The sequence below is a fragment of the Streptomyces sp. SAI-135 genome (assembly GCF_029893805.1).
Taxonomy (GTDB): Bacteria; Actinomycetota; Actinomycetes; order Streptomycetales; family Streptomycetaceae; genus Streptomyces.
In genome coordinates this window covers 6,689,904-6,707,069 of the sequence record NZ_JARXYP010000002.1, presented here as the reverse complement: position 1 = coordinate 6,707,069, position 17,166 = coordinate 6,689,904, and the positions used below count along the sequence as shown (strand labels likewise).

15 protein-coding genes are annotated in these 17,166 nt (G+C 71.9%); 6 read left to right on the top strand and 9 right to left on the bottom strand.

What is annotated here, in order from left to right:
• Position 1: 1 nt before the first annotated feature.
• Positions 2-1,126, bottom strand: coding sequence for a recombinase RecA (recA, locus tag M2163_RS34910; RefSeq protein WP_280848949.1), 1,125 nt, complete (start codon positions 1,124-1,126; stop codon positions 2-4).
• 505 nt (positions 1,127-1,631) lie between these two features.
• Here recA and M2163_RS34905 point away from each other — a divergent pair.
• Both M2163_RS34905 and M2163_RS34900 read left to right on the top strand, forming a co-directional pair.
• The gene (locus M2163_RS34905; RefSeq protein WP_280848950.1) at positions 1,632-1,844 is read left to right on the top strand and encodes a hypothetical protein; all 213 of its coding nucleotides are present in this window, start codon (positions 1,632-1,634) and stop codon (positions 1,842-1,844) included.
• On the top strand, positions 1,841-2,644 hold the full coding sequence (locus M2163_RS34900) for a hypothetical protein (RefSeq protein WP_280854072.1): 804 nt from the start codon (positions 1,841-1,843) through the stop codon (positions 2,642-2,644). Before M2163_RS34905 ends, M2163_RS34900 begins: the two co-directional genes overlap by 4 nt.
• Before the next feature lie 19 nt (positions 2,645-2,663).
• Here M2163_RS34900 and M2163_RS34895 read toward each other — a convergent pair whose 3' ends face one another.
• Positions 2,664-3,923, bottom strand: coding sequence for an AI-2E family transporter (locus M2163_RS34895; RefSeq protein WP_280848951.1), 1,260 nt, complete (start codon positions 3,921-3,923; stop codon positions 2,664-2,666).
• 124 nt (positions 3,924-4,047) lie between these two features.
• Positions 4,048-4,242: a DUF3046 domain-containing protein gene (locus M2163_RS34890; RefSeq protein WP_037708609.1), complete on the bottom strand. Its 195-nt coding sequence runs from the start codon at positions 4,240-4,242 to the stop codon at positions 4,048-4,050.
• A gap of 80 nt (positions 4,243-4,322) precedes the next feature.
• Between M2163_RS34890 and M2163_RS34885 the strand changes: the two genes are divergently transcribed.
• The 4 genes from M2163_RS34885 (at position 4,323) to M2163_RS34870 (ending at position 12,354) form a co-directional block, all read left to right on the top strand.
• Positions 4,323-5,237 (top strand): hypothetical protein, encoded by a 915-nt coding sequence (locus M2163_RS34885; protein ID WP_280895944.1) that lies wholly within the window; start codon positions 4,323-4,325, stop codon positions 5,235-5,237.
• A 223-nt stretch (positions 5,238-5,460) separates the two neighbouring features.
• Positions 5,461-10,377, top strand: coding sequence for an ATP-dependent helicase (locus tag M2163_RS34880; protein WP_280895943.1), 4,917 nt, complete (start codon positions 5,461-5,463; stop codon positions 10,375-10,377).
• A 325-nt stretch (positions 10,378-10,702) separates the two neighbouring features.
• Positions 10,703-11,557 carry a DNA-formamidopyrimidine glycosylase family protein gene (locus M2163_RS34875; protein WP_280895942.1) on the top strand — a complete coding sequence of 285 codons (855 nt, stop codon included), beginning with the start codon at positions 10,703-10,705 and terminating at the stop codon, positions 11,555-11,557.
• Positions 11,558-11,589: 32 nt separating this feature from the next.
• On the top strand, positions 11,590-12,354 hold the full coding sequence (locus M2163_RS34870) for an SDR family NAD(P)-dependent oxidoreductase (protein ID WP_280895941.1): 765 nt from the start codon (positions 11,590-11,592) through the stop codon (positions 12,352-12,354).
• Here the strand turns inward: M2163_RS34870 and M2163_RS34865 are convergent.
• From M2163_RS34865 to M2163_RS34840, 6 genes are all read right to left on the bottom strand, one after another.
• Complete coding sequence (locus M2163_RS34865; RefSeq protein ID WP_280895940.1) at positions 12,302-12,634, bottom strand: hypothetical protein; 333 nt, start codon at positions 12,632-12,634, stop codon at positions 12,302-12,304. The genes M2163_RS34870 and M2163_RS34865 overlap by 53 nt on opposite strands.
• 204 nt (positions 12,635-12,838) lie before the next feature.
• Complete coding sequence (locus M2163_RS34860; protein WP_007385114.1) at positions 12,839-13,219, bottom strand: helix-turn-helix transcriptional regulator; 381 nt, start codon at positions 13,217-13,219, stop codon at positions 12,839-12,841.
• A gap of 109 nt (positions 13,220-13,328) precedes the next feature.
• A complete protein-coding gene (locus tag M2163_RS34855; protein WP_280895939.1) occupies positions 13,329-13,874 on the bottom strand; it encodes a CinA family protein in 546 nt (181 codons plus the stop codon).
• Positions 13,871-14,695 carry a CDP-diacylglycerol--glycerol-3-phosphate 3-phosphatidyltransferase gene (pgsA, locus tag M2163_RS34850; RefSeq protein ID WP_280895938.1) on the bottom strand — a complete coding sequence of 275 codons (825 nt, stop codon included), beginning with the start codon at positions 14,693-14,695 and terminating at the stop codon, positions 13,871-13,873. Before pgsA ends, M2163_RS34855 begins: the two co-directional genes overlap by 4 nt.
• Entirely contained in the window at positions 14,692-16,185 is a 1,494-nt protein-coding gene (gene rimO / locus M2163_RS34845) for a 30S ribosomal protein S12 methylthiotransferase RimO (protein WP_280848959.1), read from the bottom strand. The genes pgsA and rimO overlap by 4 nt, the downstream gene beginning before the upstream one ends.
• A 92-nt stretch (positions 16,186-16,277) precedes the next feature.
• Positions 16,278-17,114 (bottom strand): helix-turn-helix domain-containing protein, encoded by an 837-nt coding sequence (locus M2163_RS34840; RefSeq protein WP_280895937.1) that lies wholly within the window; start codon positions 17,112-17,114, stop codon positions 16,278-16,280.
• Positions 17,115-17,166 lie beyond the last annotated feature (52 nt).

The window sequence follows — 17,166 nt, the reverse complement described above, 5'->3', positions numbered from 1 at the left end:
ATCAGCTCTTGGCGGCCGGGGCCTTGGCCTTCGTCGCCTTCGTGGCCGCCGGAGCGGGCACCTTCACGGTGTCGTCCGCGGCAGCGGTCACCGCGGCGTCCGCACCCGGCTCGGCGGCAGGCTCCTCGGGCCGCACGCCGACACCCAGCTTCTCCTTGATCTTCTTCTCGATCTCGTTGGCCAGGTCGGGGTTGTCCTTGAGGAAGTTGCGCGCATTCTCCTTGCCCTGGCCGAGTTGGTCGCCCTCGTACGTGTACCAGGCGCCGGCCTTGCGGACGAAGCCGTGCTCCACGCCCATGTCGATCAGACCGCCCTCACGGCTGATGCCCTGGCCGTAGAGGATGTCGAACTCGGCCTGCTTGAAGGGCGGCGCGACCTTGTTCTTGACGACCTTGACCCGGGTGCGGTTGCCGACCGCGTCCGTGCCGTCCTTCAGGGTCTCGATACGGCGGATGTCCATGCGCACCGAGGCGTAGAACTTCAGCGCCCGGCCACCGGTCGTGGTCTCCGGGGAGCCGAACATCACGCCGATCTTCTCGCGGAGCTGGTTGATGAAGATCGCGGTGGTCTTGGACTGGTTGAGCGCGCTGGTGATCTTCCGCAGGGCCTGGCTCATCAGGCGGGCCTGCAGACCGACGTGGCTGTCGCCCATCTCGCCCTCGATCTCCGCGCGCGGGACGAGGGCTGCGACGGAGTCGATGACGATGAGGTCGAGGGCGCCGGAGCGGACCAGCATGTCCACGATCTCCAGGGCCTGCTCGCCGTTGTCCGGCTGGGACAGGATCAGGTTGTCGACGTCGACGCCGAGCTTGCGCGCGTACTCGGGGTCGAGGGCGTGCTCCGCGTCCACGAAGGCCACCTGGCCGCCGGCCCGCTGTGCGTTGGCCACCGCGTGCAGGGTCAGGGTCGTCTTGCCGGAGGACTCCGGTCCGTACACCTCCACCACTCGGCCGCGCGGGATGCCGCCGACGCCGAGCGCGACGTCGAGCGCGGTCGACCCGGTGGGGATGACCTCGATGGGCTCGTTCGGCCGCTCGCCCATGCGCATGACCGCGCCCTTGCCGAACTGCCGTTCAATCTGTGCGAGCGCGGCGTCGAGCGCCTTCTCGCGGTCGGTTCCTGCCATGGGTTCCACCCGATTTGCTTGAGTCGATCGCTTCACGTCAAAGACGCTAACGCCTGCCACTGACAATGCGCCCCGACGCCCGTCCGGCCTGTGGATAACTCGGGTACTTCTCCATGCAAACCATGTCGAAACGCCCGCCGTTGGCTTCGCCGGAGCTTCCATATGAATGGATGTTCGATTTTCGTGTCAAGCGCACCACGCGGCACCCGGGCCACTTCCTGCGGCCCTCCCGGGCGACTCCGCCCTGCCCCACTGGGGCGACTCCGCCCAGCCCCACTCGGCCGCCACCCAGGCCCGCGCGGAGGACCTCGTCGGGGCCGCCCGGGCAACCTTCCCAGGCCCGCGCGGACGAACCTCGCAGGCCGCTACGACGACCTCCTCATGCCCGCTCCGGCGACTTTCCCCGCCCCTCTTTCGCTTCCCCCTCCGGCTACTTCCCGCGGCGTACTCCAGGTGCCTTCGGCGGTACGACGACCGGCCGGCCCGTGGTCGCGAGTCTTGGGGCATGGAGACCACTACGAACACCCGAGAAGCGACCTCGACCACCCAACGGCGCCGGCGCTACCGCGGGACGACACGCCACCCCGCCGTGTTCGCGACCCTGTCCGCGCTGCTCCTGTCGGCCGCGTCCATCGCGGGCCGGATCAGGGCGCGTGGCCGCGGGCGGCGGCGTCCTGGTGATGCTGCCTGTCTCGCCCGAAAGGCAGCCCGCACCTGATGGAACCGACTGCGACGAATGCTCCCCCGGTGCCGGACCGGACGTCGCCCCCGCGGGCCGTCCCCGCCCGCCGCGTGGAGCGGCTCTGTCACGCCACCGGTCTTCTCCTGGTCCTCTCCGGGCTCGCGCACCTGGTGGTGTTCGCCGTGGACGGCGGCCCCTGGGACGGGCCGGTCTCCTGGCGCAAGCCGGTGACGTTCGGGGTGTCCTTCGGGGCGACCCTGATCGCGGTCACCTGGGTCACGTCGTGTCTCCGTATCGCTCCGCGGCCACGCGCCCTGCTCCTCGCGGTGTTCGCGGCGGACTGCGTGGTGGAGGTCGGTGGCATCACCCTTCAGGCGTGGCGCGGGGTGCCCTCGCACCTCGACATGGAGACCCCCTTCGACACGGCGGTGTCCATGACGCTCGCGGTGGGCGGCGGCGTCCTGGTGGTGCTGCTGACGGTGTTGGCGGTCGCCTCGTTCCGCCACCGGCCCTCGGGCCCGGCGGGCATGGACCTCGCGGTGCGGTCGGGGTTCGCGATCCTGCTGGTCGCGCTCGCCTCGGGCGCCGCGATGGTCGCGCGCGGTGTGGTCCTCACCCGCACCGGCCACCAGGAGGCGGCCTACCGCTCGACGGCCCCGCTCAAGCCGCTGCACGGCGTGAGCCTGCACGCGGTCCTGGTCCTGCCCGCGCTGGCCTGGCTGCTGTCGCGCACCTCCTGGAGCGAGCGGCTGCGGCGCCGGATCCTGTACGCGGCGATCGGCTCCTACGTCACGGCCGTCGTCGGCGCCGCGGTGTGGGCCGCCCTCACGTACTGAGCCCGGTGCCTGCCCGCCCTCAGGCCGACTCGTCGCCGTCGGTGGAGTCCCGCGCTCCCCGCCGTCGGCGCTCCCACAGCGCACGCACACGCGTGACCGGCGAGGGCCCTTCACCCCGCTTCCGGTGCCCGTGGACCCGCGGGTCGTCGGTGACGGCGTACCGCTTCACGTAGGCCCCGAGGAACGCCTGGAGCGTGGCGACCGCCGGAATGGCGATCAGGGCACCGACCGCGCCGAGGAGGGCGGTGCCCGCGATGACCGAGCCGAAGGCGACCGCGGGATGGATGTCGACGGTCTTCGAGGTCAGCTTGGGCTGGAGCACGTAGTTCTCGAACTGCTGGTAGATCACCACGAAGACCAGCACCCACAGCGCGTACCAGGGATCGACCGTGAAGGCGATCAGCATGGGCAGGGCGCCCGCCAGGTAGGTGCCGATGGTCGGGATGAACTGCGAGACCAGGCCGACCCACACGGCGAGCACGGGCGCGTACGGCACGTCCAGGGCCTGGAGCAGGACGAAGTGCGCGACTCCGGAGACGAGGGCCATCAGACCGCGCGAGTAGAGGTAGCCGCCGGTCTTGTCCACGGCGATCTCCCACGCGCGCAGCACCTCGGCCTGGCGGGCGGGCGGCAGGACGGAGCAGATCGCGCGGCGCAGCCGTGGGCCGTCCGCGGCGAAGTAGAACGAGAACAGCGCGATCGTCAGCAGCTGGAAGAGGCCGCCGAGGACCTGGGCGGAGACGTCCAGGACGCCGGTGGCGCTGTTCTGCACGTAGTTGCGCAGCCAGTCGGAGCGCAGCAGTCCCTCCTGGACGTCCACCCGCTTCAGCTCGGTGTGGAAGTGCCCGTTGATCCAGGCGATGACGGAGTCGAGGTAGTCCGGGAAGTCCTCGACGATCTTGATGATCTGTCCCGCGAGCATCGAACCGAGCAGCGTCACGAACCCGGCCGTCACGATCAGCACCCCGAAGAACACGAGGAAGGTGGCGAGCCCCCTGCGCATGCCCCGCGCGGCCATCTTGCTCACCGCGGGTTCGATGGCCAGGGCCAGGAAGAACGCGATGAGGATGTTGATCAGCAGGCCTATCAGCTGGTGGAAGACCCAACTGCCGAGCTGGAAGACGGCGATGAGAGCGAGCGCCAGCACCATGGCGCGCGGCAGCCAGCGCGGCATGCGGGCGTTCGGCCCGGCACCGTCGGCCGGAGGCCGGGCGGGGGGCGTCGTGCCGAGCGGAGATGTCTGCTGGGCTGCCTGCCCGGACTCGTCAGTGGGTGCCACGGTGCAAGTCTCGCCCACGCGACTGACAATGGCTGCCGTCCTGCGATCTTCGTGACCGGCCAGTGCCTCTTTCGTGAGATGTTCACACGAACTCGGCACTTCTCACCGGAACGTCCACGCCGTCTCAGTGCCGTTCGCCCGGAACGTTCATCACGGTGCAGACCACACGCCACACGTCCTTGGCGTCCCAGCCGGAGTCCAGTGCCTCGTGCACCGTGCGCCCACCGAGCTCGGCCATCACATGATCGCGCGCGAAGGTGTCGGCGTACCCCGGACCGAAGTGTTCCGCCATCCGCTGCCAGAAGACCGTCAACCGCATGACTCCAGTATCCCGCCCCTGGGGGTGGGCCTGGGCCGGGACCGCTCGTCGAGACCGCTTTCCGCCCTACGGTCTGTCGCATGCCCGAAACAGGAGCCTCCCCACTCCCCCAGACGCCACCGGCGCACTCCCCGCTCTTCCGCGCCGAGCACTTCGTCTGGCTCACCGCGCGCGTGCTGGAACAGCGTCTGTTCGCGTACCACTTCCTGAACGGCGGCCCCGACCCGGTGGAGACGGCCCTGGACGCCTACCGCAACACGGACGGCGGCTACGGCCACGCCCTGGAACCCGATCTGCGCGGTCCCGTCAGCCAGCCCCTGCACACCGCTCACGCCCTGCGGGTCCTGGACGCCGTCGGACGCTGCGGCGGACAGCGTGTGGAGCGCGTGTGCCGCTATCTCACCTCGGTGTCCACCCCGGAAGGCGCCCTCCCGACGGTCACTCCCGCCCAGCGGGGCTATCCGACGGCCCCTTTCCTGCCGGTGACGGACGCCCCTCCGAGCGACCTGCTCACCACCGGCCCCGTGGTCGGCCTGCTGCACCGCAACGAGGTGTGGCACGCCTGGCTGTTCCGGGCCACGGACTTCTGCTGGCAGGCGGTGGAGTCCCTCCAGGTGTCCCGCCCGGACGAGATCCAGGCCGCCCTGACCTTCCTGGACGCCGCTCCCGACCGCTCGCGCGCGCAGGCGACCGCCGACCGCCTCGGCCGCCTGGTACGCGACCAGGGCCTGGCCTCGCTGGACCCCTCGAACCCCGCCCCGGGCGCGCACCACTTCCCGCTCGACTACGCGAGCACGCCGGACTCCCTCGCGCGCGCATGGTTCACGGACGACGAGATCTCCCGCTCCCTGGACTTCCTCGCAGCCGCACAGCAGGAGGACGGCGGCTGGCCGACCCACCGCCAGTGGGCACCCACCGTCGCCCACGACACACGCCCCATGGTGACCATCACGGCCCTGCGGACCCTGCGCGCATACGGCCGCGAAGTGGGCTGACCCCCACGACGGACCGGCAGTCGCGCACGGCGGCAAGGGGACGAGCCCCCCCACCGGACCGCAACGGGCCGCCGCAGGCATTCAGGGGCGCGGGGAACTGCGCAGAAACGCCCGCCCCCACCGAACCCGCAGACGACCGACAACCGCACCCGCCCAACCACCGGAGCCCCCGCCCGACCGCCGGAGGCAACCCGTTGTCAGTGCCCGGAGGCAAGATGGACGCATGGTCAGCCCAGCACACCGAGCCCTGAACGGCTTCTCCCCCGCCACCCGCGGCTGGTTCACGGGTGCGTTCGACGCGCCCACCACCGCCCAGGCCGGCGCCTGGCAGGCCATCGCCGAGGGCTCGGACGTGCTGGTCGTCGCCCCCACCGGCTCCGGCAAGACCCTGGCCGCCTTCCTCGCCGCCCTGGACCAGCTGGCCTCCACGCCCCCACCCGCGGACCCCAAGAAGCGCTGCCGGGTCCTGTATGTCTCCCCCCTCAAGGCCCTCGCCGTCGACGTGGAGCGCAACCTCCGCAGTCCCCTCACCGGCATCCGCCAGGAATCCGTCCGCCTCGGCCTGCCCGAGCCCGAGGTCAAGGTGGGCATCCGCTCCGGCGACACCCCTCCGGCCGAGCGCCGGGCCCTGTCCACCCGCCCCCCGGACATCCTGATCACCACCCCGGAATCCCTGTTCCTGATGCTGACGTCGGCGACCCGGGACGCGCTGACCGGCATCGAGACCGTGATCCTCGACGAGGTCCACGCCGTGGCCGGCACCAAGCGCGGCGCCCACCTGGCCCTCTCCCTGGAGCGCCTGGACGAGCTCCTGGCGAAGCCGGCCCGCCGCATCGGCCTGTCCGCCACGGTCCGCCCGGTGGACGAGATCGCCCGCTACCTCTCCCCGCAGCGCAAGGTGGAGATCGTCCAGCCGAAGTCCGGCAAGGAGTTCGACCTCTCGGTCGTGGTCCCGGTGGAGGACCTCGGTGAGCTCGGCGGCTCCCCGGTCGCCGAGGGCAACGAAGGCGCGGAGCGCCCCTCCATCTGGCCGCACGTGGAGGAGCGGATCACCGACCTCGTCCAGTCGCACCGCTCCACGATCGTCTTCGCGAACTCCCGTCGCCTCGCGGAACGCCTCTGCAACCGTCTGAACGAGATCGCCTACGAGCGTGCCACCGGCGAGCCCCTGGAGGAGCACCACGCCCCGGCCGACCTCATGGGCGGCTCGGGTGCGGCCCAGGGCGCGCCCCCGGTCATCGCCCGGGCCCACCACGGCTCGGTCTCCAAGGAGCAGCGCGCCCTGGTCGAGGAGGACCTCAAGGCGGGCCGCCTCCCGGCCGTAGTGGCGACGTCCAGCCTCGAACTCGGCATCGACATGGGCGCGGTGGACCTGGTGATCCAGGTCGAGTCACCCCCCTCCGTCGCCTCCGGGCTGCAACGCGTCGGCCGCGCGGGCCACCAGGTCGGTGCGGTCTCCACCGGCGTGGTCTTCCCGAAGTACCGGGGCGACCTGGTCCAGGCGGCGGTCGTCACGGAGCGCATGCGGACCGGTTCCATCGAGTCCCTCAAGGTCCCCGCGAACCCCTTGGACGTCCTCGCCCAGCAGATCGTCGCGATGACCTCGATGGACACCTGGCAGCTCGACGACCTCCTGGCCACGGTCCGCAGGGCGGCCCCCTTCGCCTCCCTGCCCGAGTCCGCCTTCACCGCCGTCCTCGACATGCTCGCGGGCCGCTATCCCTCCGACGCCTTCGCCGAACTGCGCCCGCGCGTGGTCTGGGACCGCATCGCCGGCACGGTCACCGGCCGGCCCGGCGCCCAGCGCCTCGCCGTCACCTCCGGCGGCACCATCCCCGACCGCGGCCTCTTCGGTGTCTTCCTCGCCGGCTCCGACCCCAAGAAGGGCGGCGGAAGGGTCGGCGAGCTCGACGAGGAGATGGTCTACGAGTCGCGCGTCGGGGACGTCTTCACGCTCGGCACCAGCTCCTGGCGCATCGAGGACATCACCCGCGACCGGGTCCTGGTCTCCCCCGCCCCCGGCGTCCCCGGCAGGCTCCCCTTCTGGAAGGGCGACCAGCTGGGCCGCCCCCTCGAACTGGGCCGCGCGGTGGGCGCGTTCCTCCGCGAGGTCGGCTCCCTGTCCAAGGAGGACGCCCGCCTGCGCCTGCTCACCGCGGGCCTGGACGCGTGGGCCGCGGACAACGTCCTGGCCTACCTGGAGGAACAGCGGGAGGCCTGCGGCCACGTCCCGGACGACCGCACGATCGTCGTGGAGCGCTTCCGCGACGAACTCGGCGACTGGCGGGTCGTCGTCCACTCCCCCTTCGGTGCCCAGGTCCACGCCCCCTGGGCCCTCGCCCTCGGCGCCAAGCTCTCCGAGCGCTACGGCATGGACGCCCAGGTCATGCACGCCGACGACGGCATCGTCCTGCGGCTGCCCGACGCCGACATGATGAGCCTTGACCTCCTCGACCGGGAACCGTCCAGGACCGGCACGGAGTACGACGCCGAACAGGCTCCGGTGGGCGCAGCGGACGTCGTCTTCGACAAGGGCGAGGTCGACCAGGTCGTCACCGACCAGGTCGGCGGCTCGGCCCTGTTCGCGTCCCGCTTCCGCGAGTGCGCCGCCCGGGCACTCCTCCTCCCACGCCGCAACCCCGGCAAGCGCACACCGCTGTGGCAGCAGCGTCAGCGCGCCTCCCAACTGCTCCAGGTGGCGAGCGAGTTCGGTTCGTTCCCGATCGTCCTGGAGGCGGTCCGCGAGTGCCTCCAGGACGTCTTCGACGTCCCCGGTCTCGTCGAGCTGATGGGCGACCTGGAGTCCCGCAGGGTCCGCCTGGTCGAGGTCACCACCCCCGAGCCCTCCCCCTTCGCCCGCTCCCTCCTCTTCGGCTACGTCGCCCAGTTCCTGTACGAGGGCGACTCCCCCCTCGCCGAGCGCCGGGCGGCCGCCCTCTCCCTGGACTCGCGTCTGCTGGCCGAGCTGCTGGGCCAGGCGGAGCTGCGCGAACTGCTCGACGCCGAGGTCCTGACCGAGCTCGAGCGGGAGCTCCAGTGGCTCACCGAGGACCGCCGGGTCAAGGACGCCGAGGGCGTCGCCGACCTCCTCCGCGTCCTCGGCCCGCTCACCGACGCCGAGCTGGCCGAGCGGGGCGCCGAGCCGCACTGGGCCCAGGATCTCGCCGGAGCCCGCCGCACGATCAAGGTCCGGGTCGCCGGCGCCGACCACTGGGCGGCGATCGAGGACGCGGGCCGTCTGCGCGACGCCCTCGGCACAGCGCTTCCGGTCGGTGTCCCGGAGGCCTTCACGGAACCGGTCAAGGACCCTCTCGGCGACCTCCTCGCGCGCTACGCCCGTACCCACGGCCCCTTCACCTCGGCGACGGCCGCCGCCCGCTTCGGCCTGGGCACGGCGGTCACCGAGGGCGCGTTGCAGCGCCTGGCGGCGAGCGGACGCGTCGTACAGGGAGAGTTCCACCCGGCGGGCATCGGACAGGAGTGGTGCGACGCGACCGTGCTCCGCCGTCTGCGCCGCCGCTCCCTGGCGGCCCTGCGGCACGAGCTCGAACCGGTGCCTCCCCAGGCCCTCGCCCAGTTCCTGCCCCAGTGGCAGCACATCGGCAAGGGCCACTCCCTGCGCGGCATCGACGGGCTGGTGCGTGCCGTGGAGCAGTTGCAGGGCGCCTCCGTGCCCGCCTCCGCCCTGGAGAAGCTCGTCCTGCCGTCCCGCGTCACGAACTACGCCCCGGCCATGCTCGACGAGCTCACCGCCGCCGGAGAGATCGTGTGGGCCGGAGCGGGCGCCCTGCCCGGCAAGGACGGCTGGGTCTCCCTGTATCTGGCGGACGCGGCCCCCCTGCTCCTGCCCCCGCCCCACCCCTTGGAGCTGACGGCACTCCACCAGTCCGTCCTGGACGCACTGACCGGCGGCTACGGCTTGTTCTTCCGCCAGATCGCCGACCAGGTGCGCGCCACCACCCACCCCGACGCCACCGACCCCCAGCTCGCCGACGCCGTCTGGGACCTGGCCTGGTCCGGGCGGCTCACCAACGACACCCTCACCCCCATGCGCTCCCTGCTGGGCTCCGGCCGCACCGCAGGTTCCACCGCCCACCGCGCCAAGCGCACGATCCCGCGCGGCCGCTACGGCTCGCTCACCGCGGCCGCCCGCAGTGCCTCCCGCACCGGCCCGCCGACCGTCGCCGGCCGCTGGTCCCTGCTCCCGCCGCGCGAGGCCGACCCGACCGTGCGCGCCCACGCCCTGGCCCGCACCCTCCTCGACCGGCACGGAGTGGTCACCCGGGGAGCCGTGTCGGCCGAGGGCGTGGAGGGCGGCTTCTCGGCGACGTACCGCATCCTCTCCGCCTTCGAGGACAGCGGTCAGGCCCGCCGCGGCTATGTCGTGGAGGGCCTCGGCGCCGCCCAGTTCGCCATGGACGGCGCGGTCGACCGCCTCCGCGCGGTGTCCAACGCCCGCGACCGCGGCGAGGCGATGCCGGAGACCGGCGCTCCCGACATCTGGGGCTCGGACCCGGCACCGGCCGACCCCGCGGCCGAGGACCGGGACTGGACCCGCGCCTTCGACACCCCGGACGGCCCCGGCGGCGAAGCCGGCCCGGACTCCCGGTCCGGGCCCCCGTCCCCCGCCTCCCGCGACGAGTACATCTCACCGCGCGACTACCCGCCCCAGCCCGCCCCCCAGCACTGGCAGGGCACCCCCGCGTACGGTTCCGGCTTCGGCAACCGCGGGCAGCACGCCTCGGACGCCTCCCGAGCCGTCGTCCTGGCCGCCGCCGACCCCGCCAACGCCTACGGTGCCGCCCTCCCCTGGCCCGACCCGCCGACCGAGGCAGGCCACAAGCCGGGCCGCAAGGCGGGCTCCCTCGTGGTCCTCGTGGACGGCGAGCTCACGCTCTACATGGAGCGGGGCGGCAAGACCCTCCTGGCCTGGCCCTCCGCCCCCGACAACACCCCCACCGACGACCCCCGCCTCCGCGCGGCGTCCGAGGCCCTCGCAGCAGCTGCCAAGGCCGGCTCCCTGGGCACCGTCACGGTGGAACGCATCAACGGCACCTCGGCCCTGACCTCCCCCCTGGGCACCCTCCTGGAATCAGCAGGCTTCATCGCCACCCCAAGGGGCCTACGCCTACGCGCCTGACCCCTCACACGATGCGAACGTCCCACCGACACCCCCAGCGCCCTCCCCGCACCCGCACCCGCACCCGCACACCAACGCCGCCCCACCCACACCCGCACGGGCGCCCCCACCCCACCGGGGGCCACCCGCACCCGCCGACGGCGAACCCGCCCCACCGGGGCCACCCGCACCCGACCACGATTCCCGCACGGGTGGTGCGGGTGGGACCACCCTGGCCGAAGGCGAAGCCGAGGCCGAGCCACGACCACCCCGCACCTGCACCCGCACCCGCACCCGCACCCCGCCGCACCCCACCCACCCCCTCCCCCCATGACACCCTTGACCCATGCCCGAAGGAGACACCGTCTGGCAAGCCGCGAAGCGGCTCCACACCGCCCTCGCGGACAAGGTGCTGACCCGCAGCGACCTGAGGGTGCCGAAATTCGCCACGGCCGACCTCACGGGCCGCAGAGTCCTCGACGTCACCGCACGAGGCAAACACCTCCTCACCCGTATCGAGGGCGGCCTGACCCTCCACTCCCACCTCCGCATGGACGGCTCCTGGAGGATCTACACGGAGAACCAGCGCTGGACAGGCGGCCCCACCCACCAGATCCGCGCGATCCTGGCCAACACCGACCGCACAGCCGTCGGCTACCGCCTCCCCGTCCTCGAACTGCTCCGCACCACGGACGAGCCCAAGGCGGTCGGCCACCTCGGCCCCGATCTCCTCGGCCCTGACTGGGACCCCGAGCGCGCCCTCGCCAACCTCCTCCAGGACCCCGCCCGCCCCCTCGGCGAGGCCCTCCTGGACCAGCGCAATCTCGCCGGCGTCGGCAACGTCTTCAAGAGCGAGATCTGCTTCCTGCTCGGCGTCACCCCCTGGCTCCCCGTCGGCGCCCTCCCCGCGGACCGCGCCGCCCAGCTCCCCGCGCTCGCCAAGAAGCTCCTGGAAGCCAACCGCGACCGCCCGATCCGCAACACGACCGGCCGCCGCGGCCCGGACGTCTTCGTCTACGGCCGCGCTCCCCGCCCCTGCCTGCGCTGCCGCACCTCCATCCGCGTCGCCGACCAGGGCGACGGCTCCCGCGAACGCCCCACGTACTGGTGTCCGAGCTGCCAGATCGGCCCCGCCCCGAGCCCACAGCGCCGGGCACCGGGTGGAGCGCGCCCCGGAACCTCACGCCGTACGACCAATTGACGACCCGTCAATAACGCTCGTACCGTCGCCCCATGGCCGTCAGCGCGTACGACCTCACCGGACGCACCGCGTTCGTCACCGGCGCCGCCGGCGGCATCGGCCGCGCGACCGCCGTCCTGCTCGCCGAGGCGGGCGCCACCGTCCACTGTGCCGACCTCGACGCGGTCGGACTGCACGAGACCGCGACCCTGATCAAGGACGCCGGCGGCACCGCGACCACCCACCCTCTCGACGTCACCGACCGCGAACAGCTCCACCGGGCCGTCTCGTCCTGCGAGCGCCTGGACGTGCTGGCCGCGATCGCCGGGATCATGCACAGCAGCCCGGTCCTGGAGACCCGGGACGAGGACCTGGACCGCGTCCTGAACGTCAACTTCAAGGGTGTGCTCCACGCCTGCCAGGAGGCGGCCCGTCTGATGCTCGACCGGAGGACCGCGGGCAGCATCGTCACGATGGCCTCCGGCGCCGTGGACACGGGCGGCGCCGGCCTGCTCTGCTACGGCGCGGCCAAGGCAGCCGTCGTACAGCTCACCAAGACTCTGGCCACCGAGGTCGGCCGCTACGGCATCCGGGTCAACGCCGTCGCGCCCGGGTGGATCCGCACCCCCATGACCGACCGCCACGACGAGGACGCCCAGGCCCACACCGAGGCCCTCATGTCCCGCATGTCACCGCTCAAGCGCGTGGGCGAGCCGCAGGACGTGGCGCACGCCGTGCTCTACCTGGCCTCCGACGCCTCGTCCTTCATGACGGGCCAGATCCTCCGTCCGAACGGCGGGGTGGCAATGCCTTGGTGAGCAGCTCCGCCCGCCCCACCTCACCGTGCCGCCCGGCACGCCTGGCCCCCGAGGGTCCCCCCACCCGCCACGCCTGACGCCACCGCCCCGCGGCCACGGCTCCCGCGGCCCGCGCCTTCGGCACACAGTGCACCGGCAGCAGGCTCAGCCCCCAGCCTCCCGCCGCAACAGCCCCTTCGAGGGCCCCGGCGTCCGGCGCCAGTACCAGCCGCGCCGCGGCCCACCACCACAGCGCCCCGAACCCGAGAGCCATGCCCCGGCGTACTGTCGGCCCCGCCATGCAGCCACCTCCAGCCCGGACGCTAGACGGCCGCCCCATCTGGGGGGAGGGCGCACCGAGGGCACACGGACGCATCGACGCGGCCGTCGCTCCAAGATGCACGAAAACCCCGACCGGCGCCTCTCCAGACCAGCTGGAGAAACCCGTCCGGGGCCTCGCGGACTTCCTCTCGGCGAGCCGTCGACGGCACACCGAGCGCGAGCGTCACGCCGCTACGACGTCCACCGCTTCGCTCGGCGCCTTGATGGTCACTCGTTCCGGTGGCACACCCTTCACCGACACGGAACCCAGCATCGGGCGCACGGGCGCCGGTACGGGCTCGCTGGGGGTGGCCGCAGCAGACTGGGCCAGCTCGGCGAGAGCGAGCTCGTCGCTCACTTCTCGCATGAGCTCGGACATCCGTACGTCCAACGCGTCGCAGATCGCGGAGAGCAGTTCGGAGGAAGCCTCCTTCTGCCCCCGCTCCACCTCGGAGAGATAGCCGAGTGAGACTCGGGCGGACGAGGAGACTTCGCGCAGAGTACGGCCCTGGCGCTGGCGCTGCCGACGCAGCACGTCACCCAGCAGGCGACGGAGCAGAATCATCGGTGGCTCCCTCCTCGGACCGCGTAGCCGCATCCTTCACGCCCCACCGTACCGCCTTGCGCCGCGGCCGTGCGGGGAGCGATGTCGTGTTCACTCAGGGCTGCAAACATCAAAACCCCCCGTTCCGTTCCGTATCCTGTGCCCGCTCATTTCCGGTCTGTTCGCTCGCGATCTCCTCCAGGAGGAGTGCGAGTACGCTCCGTACACTCTCCATACGAATTTCCGCGCGGTCGCCGTTCAACCGCAGCGCGGCCACTTTCCCGCCACCCGCTGCCTCGGAAGCGTCCGCGGAGGGCCCGTCCACGGCCACGTAAACCGTCCCGACGGGCTTGCCGTCCTGCGGCTCCGGACCCGCGACCCCGGTGGTCGCGATGCCCCAGTCGGCGCCGAGCGCCTTGCGCACCCCGGCCGCCATCTGGGCCGCTACCTGCGGATCCACCGCACCTCGCTGGTCCAGCAGGGTGGCGTCGACCCCCAGCAGCTCATGCTTCAGTTCGGTGGCGTAGGCGGTCACCGAACCCCGGAACGCCTGGGACGCGCCGGGGGCCGCTGTGATTTCCGCCGCAACCAGCCCACCGGTGAGCGACTCGGCGACCGCGAGCGTCTGACCCTTCACGGTGAGTAGTCGCACCACTTGAGCGGCTGGGGAATTCACGCTTCCGTCTCCTCCAACGCCGCCTTGCGCTCGGCGATTCCCTGCCTGCGCAGCACAATGGCCTGTCTCACATAGTCCAGCCCGGTCGCGACGGTCAGCACGACCGCCACAGCCATCACCCAGAACCGCGCGGTGGCCAGCCACCCCGTCAGCGCCAGGATGTACATCCCCACCGCGATGCCCTGGCTGAGGGTCTTGAGCTTGCCGCCCCGGCTCGCCGGGATCACGCCGTACCGGATGACGAGGAAACGCAGGAGGGTGATCCCGAGTTCCCTGCCGAGGATGACGATCGTGACCCACCAGGGCAGGTCACCGAGCCCGGAGAGACAGATCAGCGCCGCCCCCATGATCGCCTTGTCGGCGATGGGGTCGGCGATCTTCCCGAAGTCGGTGACGAGGTTGTAGGTGCGCGCCAGGTGGCCGTCGAACAGGTCCGTGATCATGGCGATCGCGAAAGCCGCCCAGGCGAACGAGCGCCACGCGGGGTCGTACCCGCCGTCGGCCAGCATCAGGGCGACGAAACCCGGCACGAGGAGCAGCCGGAGCATGGTCAGCAGATTGGCGATGTTCCAGACGCTGGCCTGGTTGACGGCGGCGGCCGCGATCTTCTTCCCGCGCGCGGGCCTCGCGTCGGAGTCGACGTCGGCATCCGAAGCCGCTCCGGCCACGACCCCCACTCCGGGGACGACGGCAGCCGTACCGGAGACCACGTCCGAGGGGGCGCTCGGTGCCGGGCCGGAAGCGGCACCCGCGACCGCGCCCGCCGGTCCGCCCTTCGCGGCGGAGGGGCCACCCGCGGCGGACGCCGGAACTCCGGTCATCTGCCCGCCTCCTCACTACACGCGAGCGAGCCGTCGAGCGGCTCGGCCACCAGGTCGACACCTTCCGTACCGACCACCTTCGCCTCGACCATACGACCGACACTCAGACCTTCGCCGCTCGTGAGCAGCACCTGGCCGTCGGTCTCCGGCGCCTGGTGCGCGCCGCGGCCGTACACACCCTCCTCGTCGACGGACTCGACCAGCACGTGCACGGTCTCGCCGACGCGCTCCTCGGCGCGCTGCGAGACGAGTTCCTCGGCGAGCCGGGAGACCCGTGCCAGCCGCTCGGCGACGACGTCCTCGTCCAGCTTGTTCTCGTACGTCGCCGCTTCGGTGCCCTCCTCGTCGGAGTACCCGAAGACACCGATGGCGTCCAGTCGCGCGCCGTTCAGGAAGCGCTCCAGCTCGGCGAGGTCGGCCTCGGTCTCGCCGGGGAAGCCGACGATGAAGTTGGAGCGCACGCCGGCCTCGGGGGCCTTGCCGCGGATGGTGTCGAGGAGCTCCAGGAAGCGGTCGGTGTCGCCGAAGCGGCGCATCGCGCGCAGCACGCCGGGGGCGGAGTGCTGGAAGGACAGGTCGAAGTAGGGCACGACCTTGGGCGTGGAGGTGAGCACGTCGATCAGACCGGGCCGCATCTCGGCGGGCTGGAGGTAGCTGACGCGCACCCGCTCGAGGCCGTCCACCTCGGCGAGCTCGGGCAGGAGGGACTCCAGCAGACGGATGTCGCCGAGGTCCTTGCCGTACGACGTGTTGTTCTCGGAGACCAGCATGATCTCCTTGACGCCCTGCTCGGCCAGCCAGCGGGTCTCGTTGAGGACGTCGGAGGGGCGGCGGGAGATGAAGGAGCCGCGGAAGGACGGGATGGCGCAGAAGGAGCAGCGCCGGTCGCAGCCGGAGGCGAGCTTCACCGAGGCGACCGGGGAGCCGTCCAGACGGCGGCGCAGGGGCGCGCGGGGGCCCGAGGCCGGGGCGAGGCCGTCGGGAAGGTCGGCGGGAGCGGGGACGACCTCCTCGGCCGGACCATGGCCGGGCAGCGCGACGGACGCCGCCGACTGCTGCCGCTCGGCCGGGCTGATGGGCAGCAGCTTGCGCCGGTCGCGCGGGGTGTGCGCGGCGTGGATGCCGCCGCTGAGGATCGTCTGGAGACGGTCGGAGATGTCGGCGTAGTCGTCGAAGCCGAGCACCCCGTCCGCTTCGGGCAGCGCCTCGGCGAGGTCCTTGCCGTACCGCTCGGCCATGCAGCCCACCGCCACGACGGCCTGGGTTCTGCCGTGCCCCTTGAGGTCGTTGGCCTCCAGGAGGGCGTCGACGGAGTCCTTCTTGGCGGCCTCGACGAAGCCACAGGTGTTGACGACGGCGACGTCCGCCTCTGCGGCGTCCTCCACGAGATCCCAGCCGTCCGCCTCCAAACGGCCTGCGAGCTCCTCCGAGTCCACCTCGTTGCGGGCGCAGCCAAGAGTGACGAGTGCGACGGTACGGCGTTCAGGCATGGGCTCAAGACTACTTCGTCCCGCTGACACCCCATGTCGAAGGGGTTGGCCGATCCCGGCCAACCCCTTCGAAACGGAAACCGAACAGCTGCCTAGCCGACCTGCGGGTCGCCCTTCGTGTACGTCAGGCGTTCCACGGCGCCGGGCTGCCAGTCGTCGTCGATCTTCTTGCCGTTCACGTACAGCTGGATCGCACCGGCGTCACCGAGGACGAGGTTGATCTTGTCGCTGTCCTGGAAGGTCTTGGTGTCGCCCTGCTTGAGCAGTCCGTCGAAGAGGGTCCGGCCGTTGTGGTCCTTGGCGAGGATCCAGCTCTTGCCGTCGTCGGCGCTGATCTGCACGGTGACCTTGTCCTGGGGCGCCGCCGCGATGGCGCTGTCGGACGGCGTGGGCTTCGGGTCCTTGGTGGTCTTGTCGGACTTGGGCGTCGGGGACTTGCTGGTGGAGGGTGTGGTGCCGTCGGCCACCTGGGTCGTCCCACCGTCGTCGCCGCCCTTGAAGGCGGTGAACCCCACGAAGCCGACCACGGCGACGATCGCGGCGACCATGGCCGCGGTCCAGTTGGGTCCGCGCCGCTCGGGACGGATGCGTTCCGCCTCGAACAGCGGCGCGGCCGGGGTCGGGGCCGGACGTCCGCCGCCGTGATCGGCGGCGTACTGGTCCAGAAGGGGGGCCGGATCCAGGTGGACGGCCTTGGCCAGGGTCCGGATGTGACCCCGGGCGTACACGTCGCCACCGCAGGGGGCGAAGTCGTCCGCCTCGATGGCGTGCACGATGGCGATGCGGACCCTGGTGGCGTTGCTGACGTCGTCGACGGTCAGCCCGGCCGCGATCCGCGCCTGTTTGAGGGCGCGGCCGACGGAGAGGTGGGCTTCCTGCGGGTCGTCTTCGAACGGACGCTCGTCTTCAGGGGAGTTGCCGATGGACACGGGGGCGCCTTTCGAGCGTTTAAGCCACCTGTGCTGGAGGTTCAGTCTAGGG

Excerpts from the sequence above, each read along its gene's own strand:
- recA (WP_280848949.1), bottom strand. The coding sequence starts at position 1,126 with ATGGCAGGAACCGACCGCGAGAAGGCGCTCGACGCCGCGCTCGCACAG.
- M2163_RS34890 (WP_037708609.1), bottom strand. The coding sequence starts at position 4,242 with ATGCGGTTGACGGTCTTCTGGCAGCGGATGGCGGAACACTTCGGTCCG.
- pgsA (WP_280895938.1), bottom strand. The coding sequence starts at position 14,695 with ATGACCGGAGTTCCGGCGTCCGCCGCGGGTGGCCCCTCCGCCGCGAAG.
- rimO (WP_280848959.1), bottom strand. The coding sequence starts at position 16,185 with ATGCCTGAACGCCGTACCGTCGCACTCGTCACTCTTGGCTGCGCCCGC.
- M2163_RS34905 (WP_280848950.1), top strand. The coding sequence starts at position 1,632 with ATGGAGACCACTACGAACACCCGAGAAGCGACCTCGACCACCCAACGG.
- M2163_RS34870 (WP_280895941.1), top strand. The coding sequence starts at position 11,590 with ATGGCCGTCAGCGCGTACGACCTCACCGGACGCACCGCGTTCGTCACC.
- M2163_RS34865 (WP_280895940.1), bottom strand. The coding sequence starts at position 12,634 with ATGGCGGGGCCGACAGTACGCCGGGGCATGGCTCTCGGGTTCGGGGCG.
- M2163_RS34880 (WP_280895943.1), top strand. The coding sequence starts at position 5,461 with ATGGTCAGCCCAGCACACCGAGCCCTGAACGGCTTCTCCCCCGCCACC.
- M2163_RS34875 (WP_280895942.1), top strand. The coding sequence starts at position 10,703 with ATGCCCGAAGGAGACACCGTCTGGCAAGCCGCGAAGCGGCTCCACACC.
- M2163_RS34885 (WP_280895944.1), top strand. The coding sequence starts at position 4,323 with ATGCCCGAAACAGGAGCCTCCCCACTCCCCCAGACGCCACCGGCGCAC.
- M2163_RS34860 (WP_007385114.1), bottom strand. The coding sequence starts at position 13,219 with ATGATTCTGCTCCGTCGCCTGCTGGGTGACGTGCTGCGTCGGCAGCGC.